Below are 17,274 nucleotides of genomic sequence, written 5' to 3' on the forward strand. Positions count from 1 at the left end.
CAGTATCGGGGCGACCCTCCGCCTTGCGATCGCACGCACCGGACGCCGCCAGGCCCGCCCTTCGGGCGGACGGCGCTACTTTCGAAACACGCCCTGGGGCGTCACGGGCCCGGGCGCGTCAGCCGGCGGGCCCGTGTGCCCCGGTCGGGTGGAGCTCCCCGTGTGCGGCAACCCGCCGCACACGGCGCGCGTTGAGGGGGCATGACTCTTCTCGATTCTGTTTCCCCGGCTCCGTCCGAAGGGGCGGGAGACCGCGGGCGAGCCGTCGTCCGTGCCCTGCACGCGCTGGTGCGCGCCGAGGCGGGAGCCGAGGCCCAGGCCGCCGGGGTCGAGGCCGCGGACCTGGAACAGGCGGTGTGGCTGCGGTTGCTGGAGCGGTGGCCGGGACCGGCGATGCCGGCCGACCCCGTCGGCTGGGTCCGCACGGCCGTGCGGGCGGAGGCGCGGAGCGCCCGCCGCAGGACCAGGCGCGAGCGTGCCTACACCGCCGGCGAACCGCTGGACGACTGGGCGGGGTGTCCCGAACGGATCGCGGTGGGCGCCGACGAACGCCGGGCGCTGCGCACCGCGGTGGGCCGGCTGCCCGGCAGGTGTCCACGGCTGATCGAGGCGATGCTGGCCCCCCACGACCCGACGTACCGGGAGATCGCGGGGGAGTTGGGTATGTCACAGGGCAGTTTGGGTCCTATGCGTTCCCGATGCCTGGGATGTCTGCGCAGAATGCTCGCGGCGGAGGTTGTAGCTCCTGAACTGCGGGGAAAGGAGCGGTAGACAACCGGCGGATCAGGTGAGCGGGAGGCATGCACACATGGGCATGAGTGTGACCATCTCGGCGGCGACGGCACAGGACGTCGAGCAGATCTTCAGACTCCAGTACCTCTGTTTCCAGAGCGAGGCGGAGCTGTACGGCAACTACCGGATCGAACCACTCGTGCAGACCTTCGACTCGGTCAGGGAGGAAGTCGCCGCGGACCTCGTGTTCGTGGCCCGGCTCGGCGACGAAGTCGTCGGCTCGGTACGCGGCTTCACCGACGCGGACGGCACCGGCGGGATCGGCAAGCTCTGCGTCCACCCCCGGCTCCGTCACCACGGCCTCGGCACCCGCCTCCTGCGCGCCGCGGAAACCGGCCTGGCGGACGGGCGTTCGGCCACCCGCTTCCGACTGCACACGGGGGAGCGCAGTGAAGGCAGTCTGCGGCTCTACCGCAAGGCGGGCTATGCCCAGGTGGGGAACGCCACCGGGGGTGACGGCGTCCGGATGGTCCTGCTGGAGAAGGACGCCACCACGGCGGCCTGTGCGGCGTAACACCCGAAGGACCCCCGCGACGCCCGGTGTCAGGCGTTCCGGGCGCGGCGCAGCCAGATCATCCCGGTGACCGGCAGGATCACCGGGATGAACAGGTAGCCCATACCGAATTCCGACCACACGGTGCTGTCCGGGAAGGCGGAGGGTTCCAGCCAGGTCCACGCGCCGACGACCAGCACGCCCGCGAGCTCGGCGGCGCAGCACACCAGCGCCGCCCTGCGCGCCTTCTCACCGCCCCGCACCAGTGAGTACGTGATGAAGCCGTACACGACGGCGGCGACGGCCGAGAGGACGTACGCCAGCGGCGCCTTGCCGAAGTCCAGGATCATCTCGACGATCGAGCGGGACGCCGCGGCCACGGTGAACACGCCGTAGAACCAGACCAGGACCCTTCCGGGACCGGTGCCGAGTTCGAACCGCTGTGCCCCCCGAGGGGCGTCCGGCTGCGGGGCCGGGGACGTGGGTGCTCCCGTGCGGTCGGTGTCGCTCATGGTCAGTTTCCCCAGATGTCGTAGAGCCGTACTTCGAGGACGGCGAGGACGACCGCGCCGGCCGCCACCGTCACCGAGCCCCAGCGGGTCCGCTCCGTCAGTGAGAGGAAACCCGCCGCGGGCACGGCAGCGAAGGCGCCGATCAGGTAGGCGATGAAGATCGTCATGCCCTGGTCGGGCCGCTCGCCGCGTGCCAGCTGCACGATTCCCACGACCAGCTGTGCCAGCGCCAGCACGGAGACGACGGCCATGCCGATGAAGTGCCAGTCCTTCGTGGGCTGGTCCCGGTATGCGGCGAATCCGCACCAGGCGGCGAGGGCGAGCGCGGCCACGGCGACCGCGACCGTCAGGGCGTCAAGCATGAGGCGAGGGTATTACGGGCCGGGGAGCCGACGGCGTGCGGCCCCGGGCGGACGGGCTGCCGGGGGTGGCTTCCTGGAATCGTGGCCTTTGCCACAGGGTGCCCACGTCGCGAGCGCGCCGTTGAGGGTGCGCACGGCCACAGTGTCTAAATTCGTGCAGGTCAAAGGGGTGGAAGGCGCCACTCCGGGCCCGAGGGGGCCTGTCCACGGCCGTCCGCTATGCGGACGCGATGGGTCGCCGGAACGTTACGTCTGTTTTACTTGGGCCATGACCACGACGAGCTACCGCAGCCCTGCGACCGAGGCGATCCCGACGCCCGGTGCTCGTTGTACGTGTCGAATGCGCGCCTTCTGAGGGCCCCCGCCTGAGCCTCGCGCCCCGAAGCGAGACCGGGACCGTGCCGGTCCGCACCCGGCGGACCGCCGGTCCCGACACACCCGCGCCCGGCGGTCCCGCCGAGGCCCGGCAGTGCCGCGACTCCCTCCGGTCGACCACCGAGAACAGTCTCACCACACGAATGCCCCGTGCCCGGCGGACACCGCGCCGCGCACTCGACAGTGACGGAAACCCTGTGATCACCACTTCGGGCCTCACGAAGGTCTACCAGTCACGCGGCCGGGAGGTCACCGCCCTGGACGGCGTGGACCTGCACGTCCGCAAGGGCGAGGTCTACGGCGTCATCGGACAGAGCGGCGCCGGCAAGTCCTCCCTCATCCGCTGCGTCAACCTCCTCGAACGCCCCACCTCGGGCACCGTGACGGTCGCCGGACAGGACCTCACCGCCCTCGCGGGCCGAGGCCGCCGCGCCGGCAAGGAGCTCCGCCGGGCGCGCAGCCGCATCGGCATGGTCTTCCAGCACTTCAATCTGCTCGACTCACGCACCGTACGGGACAACGTCGAGCTTCCCCTGGAGATCCTCGGGCTCTCCGGGCAGGCGCGCACCCGCAAGGCGCTCGAACTCCTCGACCGCGTCGGTCTCGCGGACAAGGCCAGGGCCTACCCCGGCCAGCTGTCCGGAGGCCAGAAGCAGCGCGTCGGCATCGCCCGCGCCCTCGCGGGCGACCCGGAGGTGCTCCTCTCCGACGAGGCGACCTCCGCACTGGACCCCGAGACCACCCGCTCCATCCTGCAGCTGCTGCGCGACCTCAACCAGGAGCTCGGCCTCACCGTCCTGCTCATCACGCACGAGATGGACGTCGTCAAGACCGTCTGTGACTCCGCCGCGCTGATGAAGAAGGGCCGCGTGGTCGAGTCGGGCACCGTCGGCTCCCTGCTGGCCACCCCCGGCTCCGAGCTGGCCCACGAGCTGTTCCCCGTCGGCGGCACGCCCTCCGCCCCCGGCTCCACCGTCGTCGACGTCACCTTCCACGGCGAGGCCGCCGCCCAGCCGGTGATCTCGCAGCTCTCCCGCACGTACAACATCGACATCTCGATCCTCGGCGCCGCGATGGACACCGTCGGCGGCAGGCAGATCGGCCGCATGCGGATCGAGCTGCCCGGTCGCTTCGAGGAGAACGTCGTACCCATCGGCTTCCTGCGCGAGCAGGGACTGCAGGCCGAGGTCGTGGACGACGGCCCCGCCACCGGCACGGACATCCCCGTCCAGGCCCCCGCACCGCTCACCGAGGAGGTGGCGAAGTGACCTGGTCCGAAATGCAGCCACTGCTCACACAGGGAACCGTCGACACCCTCTACATGGTGCTCTGGTCCACACTCGTCACCGTCCTGGGCGGACTTCCGCTCGGCATACTCCTCGTCCTCACCGACAAGGGCGGACTGCTGCAGAACACCGCGGTGAACAAGGTCATCGGCGTGATCGTGAACATCGGCCGCTCCCTGCCGTTCATCATCCTGCTGATCGCCCTGATCCCCTTCACCACCTGGATCATGGGCACCTTCATCGGCCCGTCCGCGATGATCGTGCCGCTCGCCGTCGGCGCCATCCCGTTCTTCGCGCGGCTCGTCGAGACGGCGGTGCGCGAGGTCGACCACGGGCTGGTCGAGGCCGTCCAGTCGATGGGCGGGTCCGTCCCCACGATCGTCCGCAAGGTCCTGCTGCCGCAGGCGCTGCCCTCGCTCGTCTCCGGTGTCACCACCACCGTCATCGTGCTCATCGGCTACTCCGCCATGGCCGGTGCCGTCGGCGGCGAAGGACTCGGCTCCAAGGCCATCACCTACGGATTCCAGCGCTTCGACGACCAGTTCATGCTCGTCACCGTCGCGCTGCTCATCGTCATCGTGACCGTGGTCCAGCTGATCGGCGACGGCGCGGGGCGCCTGCTGGCACGCCGGGGCCGCACCACCTCCTGAACCTCATCTCTCCCCTGAAGCCCGAACTCCTTGTCCGGGCGCACCACCTTCACCACCGGAAAGAGGCACTCTTCGTGCGTAAGAACATCAAGATCACCGCTGCCGCAGCCGCCACCGCCGCCCTCGCCTTCGGGCTCAGCGCCTGCGGTACGGACTCCGACCCGGCCGCCAAGGGCGAGACCGGTGCCGGCGCCGACACCTCCAAGGCCCTCGTCGTCGCCGCGTCCCCGACGCCGCACGCCGACATCCTGAACTACGTCAAGAAGAACCTGGCGGACAAGGCCGGCCTCAAGCTGGAGGTCAAGGAGTTCACGGACTACGTCCTTCCGAACACCGCCACCGAGAACGGCCAGGTCGACGCCAACTTCTTCCAGCACAAGCCCTACCTGGACGACTTCAACAAGCAGAACGACACCCACGTCGTCCCCGTGGTGAACGTCCACCTCGAACCCCTCGGCCTCTACTCCAAGAAGGCCAAGGACATCAAGGACATCAAGGCCGGCCAGACCATCGCCGTCCCGAACGACACCACCAACGGGGGCCGCGCGCTCCAGCTGCTCGCCGAGAACGGCCTGATCACCGTCAAGGACGGCGTCGGCACCAACGCCAAGCTCAGCGACATCACGGACAAGAAGGGCCTGGAGTTCAAGGAGATCGAGGCCGCGACCGTGCCGCGCGCCCTCGACGACGTCGACGCCGCCGTCATCAACGGCAACTACGCGATCGAGGCCGACCTCCAGCCGGGCGAGGACTCCCTGGTGCTGGAGAAGGCGGAGGGCAACCCCTACGCCAACCTCCTGGCCGTCAAGGAGGGCAACGAGAAGGACCCCCGGGTCCAGAAGCTCGTCACGCTCCTGAACTCCGACGAGGTCAAGAAGTTCATCGAGGACACCTACAAGGGGTCGATCATCCCCTCCTTCGGTGTGCCCGCCAACTCCTGACACCCCGGCACCACTTGCCCCCGAGCCCCGCACATCCGCACCAGGGTGTGCGGGGCTCCGCCGTGCCGACCCGGCCATGCGCATCCACGGTCCGATGCTGCATGCTGGTGCCTTTACACGGTCTCCTTCACACGGTCTCGGCATGGAGCTGCGCATGACTACCACCTTCCCGTCCATCTCCATCAGCACGGACAGGTTGGTGCTGCGCCCCTTCGACATGGCGGACGTCCCGGCGTACCTCGAGATGATGAACGACGAGCTGGTCACCGCCTGGACCGACGCACCGCACCCCTACACCCAGGTCGACGCCGAACGGTGGGTCCGCAGGATCGCGCCCGCCGAACGCACCCAGGGCAACGGCATCGTCTTCGCCGTCACCGAATTCCTCACCCAGCGCCTCGTCGGATCCGTACGGCTCCTGAACACCGACCGGCGCACCCTGGCCACCGAGGTCCGCTACATCACCGCCCCCTGGGCGCGCGGCGAGGGATACGCCACCGAGTCCGTGCTGGCCCTCGCCGAGTGGCTCTTCCGCGACCAGGGCTTCGAGCGGATCGAGCTGCGCACCCCCGCGGGGAACACCGCCTCCCAGCAGGTCGCGCAGAAGCTGGGCTGCATCAGCGAAGGTGTCCTGCGCAACGCCCGCATAGCCAGGACCGCGACCGAGGACGGGGGCTGGACCGACATCAGGACCGACCTCATCGTGTGGGGACTCCTGCCCGAGGACCTGGAGGGCGTCGCGGAGCAACTGGCCGACGCGGGCGGCTACGGCACGTACAACGACTGGAAGTGACCCTCTCCCGTACTCCGGGTGCCCCCGGCAGGGCCTTGGTACGGACCGGATACGCTCACCCTTGCTCCGCCCATCCCGCGGAGAGTCCCCACCTGCTCCCACCCCCAGGAGACTGACGACGATGGCCGACCGGGTCACGGTGATCGGCTGGGACGGCTCGCCACTGACCAGGGCGGCCACGGCCGCGCTCTCGGCCGCCACGCTCGTCGCCGGTGCCGCCCACCACCTGGCACTCCCCGAAGTCCCCGGGTCCGCGGAACGCATCCGCCTCGGCAGTGTCGACCTTGCCGCCCGCAGGATCGCGGGCCACCGCGGCAGCGCCGTGGTCCTCGCCGACGGCGACCCCGGCTTCTTCGGTGTCGTACGCACCCTGCGCAAGCCCGAACACGGCCTCGAGGTGGAGGTCGTCCCCGCCGTGTCCTCCGTCGCCACCGCCTTCGCCCGCGCCGGAATGCCGTGGGACGACGCGCAGGTCGTCGTCGCCCACCCACGCACCCTGCGCCGCGCGGTCAACATCATCCGCGCCCACCACAAGGTGGCCGTCCTCACGTCCCCCGGCGCGGGCCCCGCCGAGCTGGCCCTCCTGCTCGAAGGCGTCCACCGCACCTTCGTGATCTGCGAGGAACTCGGCACCGTACGCGAACGCGTCACCGTCCTCACCTCCGACAAGACGGCCGACCACACCTGGCGCGACCCCAACGTCGTCATCGTCATCGGCGGAGGCCCCGAGACCACCGCCCACGGCGCCTGGATCGCGGGCCGCCGCCCCGACCACCCCGAGGGCGTACGCGGCTGGGCCCTGCCCGCCACGTCGTACGGCGGCACGGGGGAGGGCGGCGAAGGCGAGTCGCCCGGCCTGCGCGCCGCGCAGCTGGCCCGACTCGGCCCGCGCACCGGTGATCTCGTCTGGGACATCGGCTCGGGCAGCGGTTCCTTCGCGGTGGAGGCGGCCCGCTTCGGTGCCGCGGTGCTCGCCGTCGACAGCGACCCCGACGCCTGCGGGCGCACGGCGACCGCGGCCCGCACCTACAAGGTGGGCGTGCAGGTCGTCCGGGGCACCGCCCCGCACGTCCTGGAGCGCCTGCCCGAACCCGATGTCGTACGGATCGGCGGCGGGGGAGTGCCCGTGGTCACGGCGGTGGCCGACCGGCGGCCCGAACGCATCGTCACCCATGCCTCGAACCGGGACGAGGCGGAGGGGCTGGGGGCGGCCCTCGCGGAGAACGGATACGCGGTCGAGTGCGCGCTGCTCCAGTCCGTCGAACTGGACACCTCCGACTGGGCGGAGCGCGAACGCTCCGTCGTGTTCCTGCTCTCCGGGGTGCGTTCCGACCTCGCCCCCTGAGCCGTCCGCGCCGCAGCGCGAGGTAGGCTGACCGATTGTTGTACCGCGCCCGGCTGTTCGACGGTTCGTTCGTCAATGTCCGGAAAAGTGGACCGTTTTGGTCCGCGATGTGGTACAGCACCACCGGGGGACGCGCAACGTGGCGCAGTCCACAGCGCGCCGAGGCAGAAGTGTCTGTCGCGGTGGCGAACGGCCGCGAGAATGTACACCTCCGCGTGCGTTTCGTGCCGCGCGGGGAGCCCGCTCGTTCTTGTTGACGAGCACCGGTGTGCCGTGGTTCGGGCATCCCGGGCGAAGGGCGAAGGAGCACTGACGATGGGCGAGGGGTACGCATGACTGACACCGGCCAGATCCCGGGCGAGGGACTGCCGGAGAACGCAGGCATGGTGGAGCAGCCGGGCGTCCCCGTCCCGGACGCCTACACCTACCTCGAACCCTCCGAGCACACAGCCGAGGACGACGACCTCCTCCTGATGCCCGCGTCCCAGGGGGCGTGGAGCGACGCTCCCGCCGCTCCCGAGCAGTTCGCGGCACATGCCCCCGCGCAGGTCCCGGCCGCCGCCGCACCGGCCCGGCGCCCGCTGCACCGCGGTCCCACGTCCACCGAGGCGCCCTCCTACGGCGGGACGCCGACCGGGGGAGTGGTCCGCTCGCTCGCGGACCGGGGGCCCGCCGGGCCGCAGAACCCGACGCCCGTGCGGCACGCAGGACCGCCGACCGCGGGCCACGAGTACTTCGACCCGGCGGCCGACGCGGTCGCGCTGCCGGGCCCGCAGCTGGGCGAGATCCCGCCCCAGAGCGCGCCCGCTTGGGGAGCGCCCGAACCGGTCGCGGCGCCTGAGCCGGCCGTCGCGCCCGAGCCCGTCGTCGTGCCCGCCGCGCCCGTCGAGAACACGGCGCCGACGGAACCGGTCGAGGCTGTCGCGCCCGCCGAGAGCGCCGTTCCCGCCGCGCCCGCAGAAACGGTCGCTCCGGAGCCGGTGGCCGCCGTGCTGCCGGACGCCCCCGTGGCCCCCGTGGCAGAGGCGGCCGAGGAGCGTCCCGCGGAAGTCCGTTCCGAGGCGTCGGAGGCCGTACCGGTCGACGCTCCCGCCGAGGCGACGGCCGAACCGTCCGTGGACACCGCCTCCGGAACCGCTGCCGCCTGGACCGCCGACCCGGCTGAACCGACGGGACAGTTCGTGCCCGTGGCCGGCTCCGTGCCGACGGCCCCGCACCTCGCGCCGATTCCCGTCGCCGAGCCCGAGCAGGCCGTACAGCCCGAGCAGGCCGTGGTGGAGCCCGAGCAGGCCGTACAGCCCGAGCAGGCCGCCGACCCCGTGCCCCCCGTGGTGGAGCCCGTGCCGGTCGAGCCCGAGGTCCCGACGGCACCGGAGCCCGTCGTCGCCCCGCAGCAGGAGAGCCTGACCGAGGCCGTAGCGGAGCCCGATCCGGCTCCGATGCCCGTGACCGTGCCGCTGTCCGGTCCCCAGGCCCTTCCCGAACCGGATCCCGGTACGGGCCCCGAGACCGTCGAGACCCCGGAAGCCGTGATTCCGGAGCCCGCGATCCCGGAGGTCCAGCCCCCGGTGACGGAAGTCCCCGTCCCCCCGGTGACGGAAGTCCCCGTCGCGGAAGTCCCCGTCACCGACGCCCCCGTAGCGGAGGCAGCCCCAGCAGCCGAGGCCCCGGCCGCTGCCGAGGCCGCTCCCGAGGAGGCCCTGCCGGTGCCGGCGGTGGAGGAGCCCGACGCCGCGGGCGCGACGGAGGAGCCCGAAGCCGCCGGTCCGACGGAGGAGCCCGAAGCGGAGCCCGAGGCAGTACCCGCCTCCCCGCCTGCCCCCGGTTACGACGACGCCGAGCGCGACGCCGTCCTTCGGGTGATGCGGGAACGGCGCGACATCCGCAACGGCTTCCGCAACGACCCCATCCCGCACGAGGTCCTCCTCCGCGTCCTGGAGGCCGCGCACACCGCACCGAGCGTCGGCCACTCCCAGCCCTGGGACTTCGTGGTCATCCGTTCCGCGGAGACGCGGCGTTCCATGCACGAACTGGCACAGCGCCAGCGTGAGGCGTACGCCCAGTCGCTGCCCAAGGCCCGGGCCAAGCAGTTCAAGGAACTGAAGATCGAGGCCATCCTCGACACCCCGGTGAACATCGTCGTCACCGCCGACCCCACCCGCGGAGGCCGCCACACCCTCGGCCGGCACACGCAGCCGCAGATGGCCCCGTACTCCTCCGCGCTCGCCGTGGAGAACCTGTGGCTCGCCGCCCGCGCCGAGGGCCTGGGCGTCGGCTGGGTCAGCTTCTTCGACGAGCGGGAGATGGTCCGTGCGCTCGGCCTGCCCGAGCACCTCGAGGTCGTCGCCTACCTCTGCGTCGGTTACGTCGACGAGTTCCCCGAAGAACCCGAGCTCATGCAGGCGGGCTGGTCCAAGCGCCGCCCGCTGTCCTGGGTCGTCCACGAGGAGACGTACGGTCGCCGGGCCCTGCCGGGTGAGGAGCCGCACGACCTCCTCCAGGAGACCATCGCCGGTATCCGCCCCCTGGACGCCAAGGCGCTCGGTGAGGCATGGGAACGCCAGAAGCGGATGACGAAGCCCGCCGGAGCGCTCGGCATGCTGGAGATCATCTCCGCCCAGCTCTCCGGGCTCTCCCGGATGTGCCCGCCGCCGATTCCGGAACCCGCGGCCGTGGCGATCTTCGCCGGAGACCACGGAGTGCACGCCCAGGGCGTCACGGCGTGGCCGCAGGAGGTCACCGGCCAGATGGTCGCCAACTTCCTCGGCGGAGGCGCCGTCTGCAACGCCTTCGCCACCCAGGTCGGTGCCGAGGTCTGCGTCGTGGACGTCGGTGTCGCGGCCGAGCTGCCGGCCTCCCCGGGGCTGCTGCCCCGTAAGGTCCGGCCGGGCACGGCCGACTTCACGACCGGACCGGCCATGACCCGCGAGGACGTGCTCGCTGCGATCGAGGTCGGCATCGAGACCGCCCGCGACCTGGTCTCCGCCGGTAACAAGGCGCTGCTCACCGGTGAGATGGGCATCGCGAACACCACCGCTTCGGCCGCGCTGATCTGTGTCTACACCGGCATGGACCCGGCGGAGGTGACCGGCCGGGGCACCGGCATCAACGACGAGATGCACGCCCGCAAGGTCGATGTGGTCCGACGCGCCCTGGACCTGCACCGGCCCGACCCCGCCGACCCGATCGGGGTCCTGGCGGCGGTCGGCGGCCTGGAGCACGCCGCGATGGCGGGCTTCCTGCTGGGCGGCGCCTCACTCCGTACGCCCGTGATCCTGGACGGCGTGAGCGCCGGCGCGGCCGCACTGGTCGCCCGGGCGATCGCCCCCGAGGCGCTCGCCGCCTGCATCGCGGGCCACCGCAGCGCGGAACCCGGCCATGTCGCCGCCCTCAACAAGCTGGGCCTGCGCCCGCTGGTCGACCTGGACCTGCGCCTCGGCGAGGGAACGGGCGCGCTGCTCGCGCTCCCCATCGTGCAGAGCGCGGCCCGCGCGATGCACGAGGTGGCGACGTTCGACTCCGCGGGTGTCACGGAGAAGTAGCCGCCGCAGTGCCCGGACGCGCCACGCAGGCCCGTCCGGGCACCACCCGGCGTCCCGGTCCCGGGCCCGATCACGGTGCCGGAACCGGAGCACCCCGTATCGTGTTCCCACGCGCCACCCCTTCCCCGCTCACGTCACCGCCGCTCCACCGCCGCAGCGGCCCGCAGCACACCGCACCCTGCACGAGGAGCCCGCACGACCATGGCCGAGCATGACGATCACCCTGCCTACCCCGTCGGACTGCGCCTGAACGGGCGTCGCGTCGTCGTCGTCGGCGGCGGCCAGGTCGCGCAGCGCCGGCTGCCGGCTCTCATCGCGGCCGGGGCCGACATCACGCTGGTCTCCCCGTCCGCCACCCCGTCCGTCGAGGCGATGGCCGACACCGGTGAGATCCGCTGGGAGCGCCGCAGGTACCAGGACGGCGACCTCGCCGACACCTGGTACGCCCTCGTCGCGTCGTCCGACGCCGCCGCCAACGACGCCGCGTCCGCCGAGGCCGAGCGCAGCCGCACCTGGTGCGTCCGGAGCGACGACGCGGAGGCGGCCACCGCCTGGACGCCGGCCACCGGCCGCAGCGAAGGCATCACCGTCGCCGTCCTCACCACCACATCGGAGGGCCGCGACCCCCGGCACTCCGCCGCGGTCCGCGACGCGATCGTCGAAGGGCTGCGCGACGGCACACTCGCCGCCCCGCACCACCGCACCCGTGCCCCGGGCGTCGCGCTGGTGGGCGGCGGTCCCGGTGACCCCGACCTGATCACGGTCCGCGGCCGTCGTCTCCTCGCCGAGGCCGACGTGGTCATCGCCGACCGGCTCGGTCCCCGCGACCTGCTCGACGAGCTCCCGCCGCACGTCGAGGTGATCGACGCCGCGAAGATCCCCTACGGCCGTTACATGGCGCAGGAGGCGATCAACCAGGCGCTGATCGACCACGCCAAGGCGGGCAGGTCCGTGGTCCGCCTCAAGGGCGGCGACCCGTTCGTCTTCGGCCGCGGCATGGAGGAGGCGCAGGCCCTGGCGGCCGAAGGCATCGCCTGTACGGTCGTCCCCGGGATCTCCAGCTCGATCTCCGTGCCGGGAGCGGCCGGGATCCCCGTCACCCACCGTGGTGTCGCGCACGAGTTCACGGTGGTCAGCGGCCATGTGGCGCCCGACGACCCGCGCTCCCTGGTGGACTGGAAGGCGCTCGCGCAACTGCGCGGCACCCTGGTCCTCCTGATGGCCGTCGACAAGATCGGCGCCATCGCCCAGGCCCTCATCGCCCACGGCAAGTCCCCCGAGACCCCGGTGGCCCTGGTCCAGGAGGGCACCACGGCGGCTCAGCGCAGGGTCGACGCGACCCTCGGCACCGTCGGGGAGCGGGTCGTCGTGGAAGAGGTACGTCCCCCGGCCGTCATCGTCATCGGCGACGTCGTCGCCGTCGGCACGGAACCGGCCGCCCGGCTCGACAGCTGAGCGGCCGGACACCGGCCCGCCGCACCCGTATCCCCACATCACCCCCGACAAGGCAGTAGCACCCGTGGCTGAACTCATCACCGTCGACGACCCGGACGACCCGCGTCTGGGCGACTACACCGGTCTGACCGACGTCGAGCTCCGGCGCCGGCGGGAACCCGCCGAAGGCCTCTTCATCGCCGAGGGCGAGAAGGTGATCCGGCGAGCCGGGAACGCCGGGTACCGGATGCGGTCGATGATGCTCTCCGCCAAGTGGACCGAGGTCATGCGCGATGTCATCGACGAGGCCACGGCGCCGGTCTACGAGGTGACGCCGGCCCTCGCCGAGCGGGTCACCGGCTACCACGTGCACCGCGGCGCACTCGCCTCCATGCAGCGCAAACCGCTCCCCGAAGCGGGCACGCTGCTGTCCCCGGAAGCGGGGAGCGTACGGCGGGTGGCCGTCTTCGAGGACATCGTCGACCACGCCAACCTCGGAGCGGCCTTCCGCAACGCGGCAGCGCTCGGTGTCGACGCGGTCCTGCTCACCCCGCGCTGCGCCGACCCGCTCTACCGGCGGGCGGTCAAGGTCTCGATGGGGTCGGTCTTCCACGTCCCGTGGACCCGTCTGACGTCCTGGCCGAAGGACGTCCGCCTGCTGCGCGAGGCCGGCTTCACCACCGCCGCGCTCTGTCTCAGCGACACATCGATCCCCCTGGACGAACTCGTCGCCCGCAGACACGAGAAGCTTGCGCTCGTCTTCGGCACGGAGGGCGACGGCCTCACTCCCGAGGCACTGGCCGAGGCCGACACCCATGTACGCATCCCGATGGACGCCGGAGTCGACTCGCTCAACGTCGCCGCGGCCTCCGCCGTCGCCTTCTACGCGACCCGGGCCGCCGGAACCGCCTGACCTACGGTGTGTCCGCCCGCACCGGGTGGACACCCGAACCGTCGTACTTCTGCGACGGCGTGCCGCCCAGCCCCTGTGCCGGGCCCTGACAGCCCTGAGCGGCCGCGATCCCCAGGGCGACCAGCAGCGTCACCACGACGAAGACGACGAGCCGCTGACGCAGCAGCCGCGGATTGGCGGGCCTGCGCTTGCCGCCGTTCCCGGCCGAGGTCGTCCGCACGCCGGCCCTGGAGGCCTGTCTCCCGGCGGTGCCCTTCGGCCCCTGCTGCCGTCCTGAGCGCGGACCTCCCCGCGTCGGCCGGGACGGCGATCCGCCGGTCCGAGACGTCTGACGCGAGGGCGCCGGGCGCCGCCCGGGCCCGCGCGGTGCCTGAGCGGGGGCCCCACCAGCACGCCGGGTCGACTGTTCGGTGTAGGGACCCTCCAGCCGTCCGGTCGGCCGGTCCAGCTCCTGCTCGCCGCGTTGCGCGGGCGGCCGGCGCTCGTGAAGTCCCTGTGCCTCGCGCGCCGCGATCTCCTTGAGCCGCATGGAGAGCTGCAGCGTGCTCGGGCGCTCCTCCGGATCCTTCGCCAGACACGCCCGTACGAGTGGCGCGAGCGCGTCGTGCACGTCGAACAGATGCGGCTCCTCGTGGACCACGCGGTAGAGCATCACCTCGGAACTGCCGTGCCCGAAGGGCGAATCGGCCGTCGCCGCGTACGCCAGGGTGGCGCCGAGCGAGAACACGTCCGTCGCGGGCGTCACCGCCGCACCGCGCACCTGCTCGGGTGCCAGGAAGCCGGGGGAGCCCACGGCCGTCCCGACGTGGGTGAGCGTGCTGGCCCCGGTCGCCCACGCGATACCGAAGTCGATGATCCGGGGGCCCTTGGGGGAGAGGAGGATGTTGGACGGCTTCAGGTCACGGTGGACGACACCGGCCTCGTGCACCGCCACCAGCCCCTCCGACAGCGCGGCCCCGATGGACGCCACCTCGGCGGCCGGCAGAGGGCCCTCCTCCATGACCTTGTCGTGCAGCGAGGGACCCGGCACGTACTGCGTCGCGAACCAGGGACGGTCCGCCTCCAGATCGGCGGCCACCAGCCGGGCCGTGCAGCCGCCGCGGATCCTCCGGGCGGCGGACACCTCGCGCGCGAAACGCGAGCGGAACTCCTGGTCCTCCGCCAGATCCGGCCGGATCACCTTGAGCGCCACCCGCTGGCCCCGGCGGTCGGAACCCAGGTAGACGACGCCCATGCCACCCGCGCCGAGCCGCCGGTGCAGCCTGAACGAGCCGACGACACGCGGGTCCTCGCGCCGGAGCCGCATCATCGCCATCGTCTGCCCATCCCCGCTGCCGGTCCGCCTGACGAGGCACAGCTTACGTACCCGTGGCGCGGCGCGCTCAGAGGCCGCGCCCTCACGGCCCCGACGATTGTCAGTGCCCGGTGGGAGAATCGAAGCGTGGTCAGGAAGCCGGAGATCCAGGCTCCATGGCCCGTGCGAGATCTCAAAGGACCGTCGCAGAAGGGGGATTGGATCAATGAAGGGCGATCGTGTGGAGATAGTCGTGGACGCGGGTGACACGACCAGGACGTACGAGGTGGTGGCCTCCAGGGCAGGCCGCCGGGTGGAGACAGCGGTCCGCCGAGGGGTGGTGGAAGTGAGTGAAGTCACCCGAAGTGGATCAGTTGTCCGTACTGCCCGCTTCATGGCCACCAGGGTGCTCGCCCTGGTCGAACAGCCCGTCCCCCGGGAGGACTCCTCCGAGCGTCCCCTCGCGGGCGGCCTCGGAGTCGGGGGTGCCCCCTAAGGCCCGGGGCCTCGGCGAGCACACGTTCTCCACCCAGGGGAGTACGCCGAGGGTGGCCGGCTCATCCTCCGGGAGGCCCGGTAATCGGTACGCGGGCATGACGCCGGACGGTTTCCGTCTCCGTAATCTTGAGATCAAGCGGCGGGTGCGGAACTCGTCCCCCGAGGCCAGACGCCCGCCGCTCCGAAACAGGTCAGGAGAGGAACCATGACGGACACGGCGACGCGGACCATGATCCGCACGCAAGGACGCAGGGCATACGCCTCGTTCGGCGCGCGTCCGTCCGGCACGCGCCACCCTCTGGTGGCCACCGCCATGGTTCTTCCCCTGGCGGCCCTGCTGGTCGTCGTCTTCGGCGGCTGGGACGCAGTGGTCACACAGGCGTCGTCCGTGGGCGTGATGCTGGGGCGCTGAGCGGCGCCCCGGGTCCGGGAGAGCGGTCCGGACCGGGACATCCGGCCAACAGCCCCGTGGGGACGGGGGTGCGGCGGACGGCAGCGTTTGTCCGGCCAGCTGGGGAGCTGGCCGGACATCGCGCTGTCCGGAGCCTTTCGGCCCGGCCGCGTACGATCACGGCCGTGGCCGGCGCGGAGCCGGCCGACCACCTCCGCAGGAGCCGAACCATGACCACCACCCCTGTCGTACGCGCGCTGGGCGACCTCGCGCACGGCAGTGTCCACCCCGGTGCGGAGGTGTGCGTATGCGCCCCGCCCCGGGTGCTCGCGGACCGGCCCGACGGCACGGTGGTCCGCAGCGGCCCGGTCGTCGCCAAGGCTCACGCCCCCGACTCGGACACCTCCGCCCTGGCGGCCAGGCTGTCCCTCGCCTCCTCGCCCCGGCTGACAGGCATCCTCCTCCCGCCGCTCGCCGACCGGGCCGGGAAGGGAGCCGGTGCCGAGGGCCGCACGGTGAGCCTCTGGCCGTACGGCGTACCCGTCGACCCCTCGGATCCCGACGCCGCTCCCTGGGAGGAGGCCGCCGTCCTCCTGGCCCGGCTGCACCGCGTCCCGCCGCCCCGCACGCTCCCGCCGATGCGTGGGCCGCTGAAGGCGGCACGGGCCGTGGCGCGCATGCGCGCGGCCCGCCCCGGGGATACCGCGGTGACCCCCGTGCTTGCCGCCTGGCGCGGACTGCCCGGTTGGGCCCGTGCCGAGGCCCCGGTACCCGAGCGGCGGGACGGCTTCCTCTGCCACGGAGACCTGCACCTCGGCCAGCTCGTGCGGTACCCCGGCGAGCGCGGCCCCTGGCTGCTGATCGACGTCGACGACGCGGGTCCGGGTGATCCCGCCTGGGACCTGGCGCGGCCCGCAGCCTGGTACGCGGCCGGGCTGCTGCCGTCCGGGATCTGGCAGCGCTTCCTCGGCGCCTACCGGGAGGCCGGCGGCCCGGCCGTGCGGGCCGTAGGGGACCCGTGGCCGGAGCTGGACGTGCCGGCGCGGGCGCTCACGGTGCAGACCGCTGCCTTGGCCCTGGCCAAGTCCGTGGCGGAGGACCGCAGTCCGGATGAGGTGGAACAGTTGATGATCGATGCATGTGTCCGAATTTCCTCTCTCCCATCCGAGTTGGTGTCCGAACGAGCGTCGTAGGGTGAAGCGGTCACCGCCGGGCATGGATGTCCGGTGACGTCGCCACGACCCGAGGAGTCCACCCGATGATCCAGTGCCCCAAGTGTCACGCCCAGATGCACACGTACAACCGCAACGGTGTCCAGATCGAACAGTGCAGCGGCTGCCGCGGGATATTCCTCGACTACGGCGAGCTGGAGTCCCTGTCCCGCCTGGAGTCGCAGTGGGCGCAGCAGGCGCCGCCCGCGCCGCCGGCCCCGCAGGCTCCGCACGCACCGCAGGGCTACCCCGCTGCGCAGCCCCCGGCCTGGGGAGCGCCGCAAGCACCGCACCAGGGCGGTCACTACGGCGGCCACCACCGCCAGAAGAGCTTCGGACGGATGCTGTTCAGCTCCTGATCCCGCCGGTGCGGTGCCCGCAGGGCGGGTCCGGGCAGGCGCCCGGGCCCGCATTGCATACGGACGATGCAATTCCACTCATG

Annotated in this window: 17 protein-coding genes; 14 read left to right on the top strand and 3 right to left on the bottom strand. The window is 72.2% G+C overall.

Annotation, left to right across the window (positions count from 1 at the left end; translation table 11 throughout):
• Positions 1–201: 201 nt before the first annotated feature.
• Together ABT001_RS16810 and ABT001_RS16815 are read left to right on the top strand one after the other, a co-directional pair.
• Complete coding sequence (locus tag ABT001_RS16810) at positions 202–771, top strand: sigma-70 family RNA polymerase sigma factor (RefSeq protein ID WP_351277608.1); 570 nt, start codon at positions 202–204, stop codon at positions 769–771.
• 37 nt (positions 772–808) lie between these two features.
• Complete coding sequence (locus tag ABT001_RS16815) at positions 809–1,306, top strand: GNAT family N-acetyltransferase (protein WP_351277611.1); 498 nt, start codon at positions 809–811, stop codon at positions 1,304–1,306.
• A gap of 29 nt (positions 1,307–1,335) precedes the next feature.
• Here the strand turns inward: ABT001_RS16815 and ABT001_RS16820 are convergent, their stop codons facing one another.
• Both ABT001_RS16820 and ABT001_RS16825 read right to left on the bottom strand, forming a co-directional pair.
• Positions 1,336–1,797: a hypothetical protein gene (locus ABT001_RS16820; RefSeq protein WP_351277614.1), complete on the bottom strand. Its 462-nt coding sequence runs from the start codon at positions 1,795–1,797 to the stop codon at positions 1,336–1,338.
• A 2-nt stretch (positions 1,798–1,799) separates the two neighbouring features.
• A complete protein-coding gene (locus tag ABT001_RS16825; protein WP_351277617.1) occupies positions 1,800–2,159 on the bottom strand; it encodes a hypothetical protein in 360 nt (119 codons plus the stop codon).
• A 572-nt stretch (positions 2,160–2,731) separates the two neighbouring features.
• On the opposite strand from ABT001_RS16825, the gene ABT001_RS16830 reads away from it, so the two are divergent.
• The 8 genes from ABT001_RS16830 (at position 2,732) to ABT001_RS16865 (ending at position 13,438) form a co-directional block, all read left to right on the top strand.
• Complete coding sequence (locus ABT001_RS16830; protein WP_351277620.1) at positions 2,732–3,802, top strand: methionine ABC transporter ATP-binding protein; 1,071 nt, start codon at positions 2,732–2,734, stop codon at positions 3,800–3,802.
• Positions 3,799–4,470 carry a methionine ABC transporter permease gene (locus ABT001_RS16835; RefSeq protein WP_351277623.1) on the top strand — a complete coding sequence of 224 codons (672 nt, stop codon included), beginning with the start codon at positions 3,799–3,801 and terminating at the stop codon, positions 4,468–4,470. Before ABT001_RS16830 ends, ABT001_RS16835 begins: the two co-directional genes overlap by 4 nt.
• A 74-nt stretch (positions 4,471–4,544) precedes the next feature.
• The gene (locus ABT001_RS16840; RefSeq protein WP_351277626.1) at positions 4,545–5,411 is read left to right on the top strand and encodes a MetQ/NlpA family ABC transporter substrate-binding protein; all 867 of its coding nucleotides are present in this window, start codon (positions 4,545–4,547) and stop codon (positions 5,409–5,411) included.
• A 154-nt stretch (positions 5,412–5,565) separates the two neighbouring features.
• Positions 5,566–6,204: a GNAT family N-acetyltransferase gene (locus ABT001_RS16845; protein ID WP_351277629.1), complete on the top strand. Its 639-nt coding sequence runs from the start codon at positions 5,566–5,568 to the stop codon at positions 6,202–6,204.
• Between the two features lie 121 nt (positions 6,205–6,325).
• A complete protein-coding gene (cbiE, locus tag ABT001_RS16850; RefSeq protein WP_351277631.1) occupies positions 6,326–7,549 on the top strand; it encodes a precorrin-6y C5,15-methyltransferase (decarboxylating) subunit CbiE in 1,224 nt (407 codons plus the stop codon).
• A gap of 332 nt (positions 7,550–7,881) precedes the next feature.
• Positions 7,882–11,091: a nicotinate-nucleotide--dimethylbenzimidazole phosphoribosyltransferase gene (gene cobT, locus ABT001_RS16855; protein WP_351277634.1), complete on the top strand. Its 3,210-nt coding sequence runs from the start codon at positions 7,882–7,884 to the stop codon at positions 11,089–11,091.
• A gap of 201 nt (positions 11,092–11,292) precedes the next feature.
• On the top strand, positions 11,293–12,546 hold the full coding sequence (gene cobA / locus ABT001_RS16860; protein ID WP_351277636.1) for a uroporphyrinogen-III C-methyltransferase: 1,254 nt from the start codon (positions 11,293–11,295) through the stop codon (positions 12,544–12,546).
• 64 nt (positions 12,547–12,610) lie between these two features.
• On the top strand, positions 12,611–13,438 hold the full coding sequence (locus ABT001_RS16865) for a TrmH family RNA methyltransferase (protein WP_351277639.1): 828 nt from the start codon (positions 12,611–12,613) through the stop codon (positions 13,436–13,438).
• A gap of 1 nt (position 13,439) precedes the next feature.
• On the opposite strand, the gene ABT001_RS16870 is transcribed toward ABT001_RS16865, so the two are convergent.
• Positions 13,440–14,753 carry a serine/threonine-protein kinase gene (locus ABT001_RS16870; protein WP_351277642.1) on the bottom strand — a complete coding sequence of 438 codons (1,314 nt, stop codon included), beginning with the start codon at positions 14,751–14,753 and terminating at the stop codon, positions 13,440–13,442.
• A 205-nt stretch (positions 14,754–14,958) separates the two neighbouring features.
• Here ABT001_RS16870 and ABT001_RS16875 point away from each other — a divergent pair, with 205 nt between their 5' ends.
• From ABT001_RS16875 to ABT001_RS16890, 4 genes are all read left to right on the top strand, one after another.
• Positions 14,959–15,228 carry a DUF8836 family protein gene (locus ABT001_RS16875; RefSeq protein ID WP_351277645.1) on the top strand — a complete coding sequence of 90 codons (270 nt, stop codon included), beginning with the start codon at positions 14,959–14,961 and terminating at the stop codon, positions 15,226–15,228.
• A 207-nt stretch (positions 15,229–15,435) separates the two neighbouring features.
• On the top strand, positions 15,436–15,642 hold the full coding sequence (locus tag ABT001_RS16880) for a hypothetical protein (protein ID WP_351277648.1): 207 nt from the start codon (positions 15,436–15,438) through the stop codon (positions 15,640–15,642).
• A 209-nt stretch (positions 15,643–15,851) separates the two neighbouring features.
• Positions 15,852–16,814 (top strand): phosphotransferase family protein, encoded by a 963-nt coding sequence (locus tag ABT001_RS16885; protein WP_351277651.1) that lies wholly within the window; start codon positions 15,852–15,854, stop codon positions 16,812–16,814.
• Positions 16,815–16,879: 65 nt separating this feature from the next.
• On the top strand, positions 16,880–17,191 hold the full coding sequence (locus ABT001_RS16890; RefSeq protein WP_351277654.1) for a TFIIB-type zinc ribbon-containing protein: 312 nt from the start codon (positions 16,880–16,882) through the stop codon (positions 17,189–17,191).
• Positions 17,192–17,274 lie beyond the last annotated feature (83 nt).

The organism is Streptomyces sp. NPDC002793 (genome assembly GCF_040295485.1).
Lineage (GTDB): Bacteria > Actinomycetota > Actinomycetes > Streptomycetales > Streptomycetaceae > Streptomyces.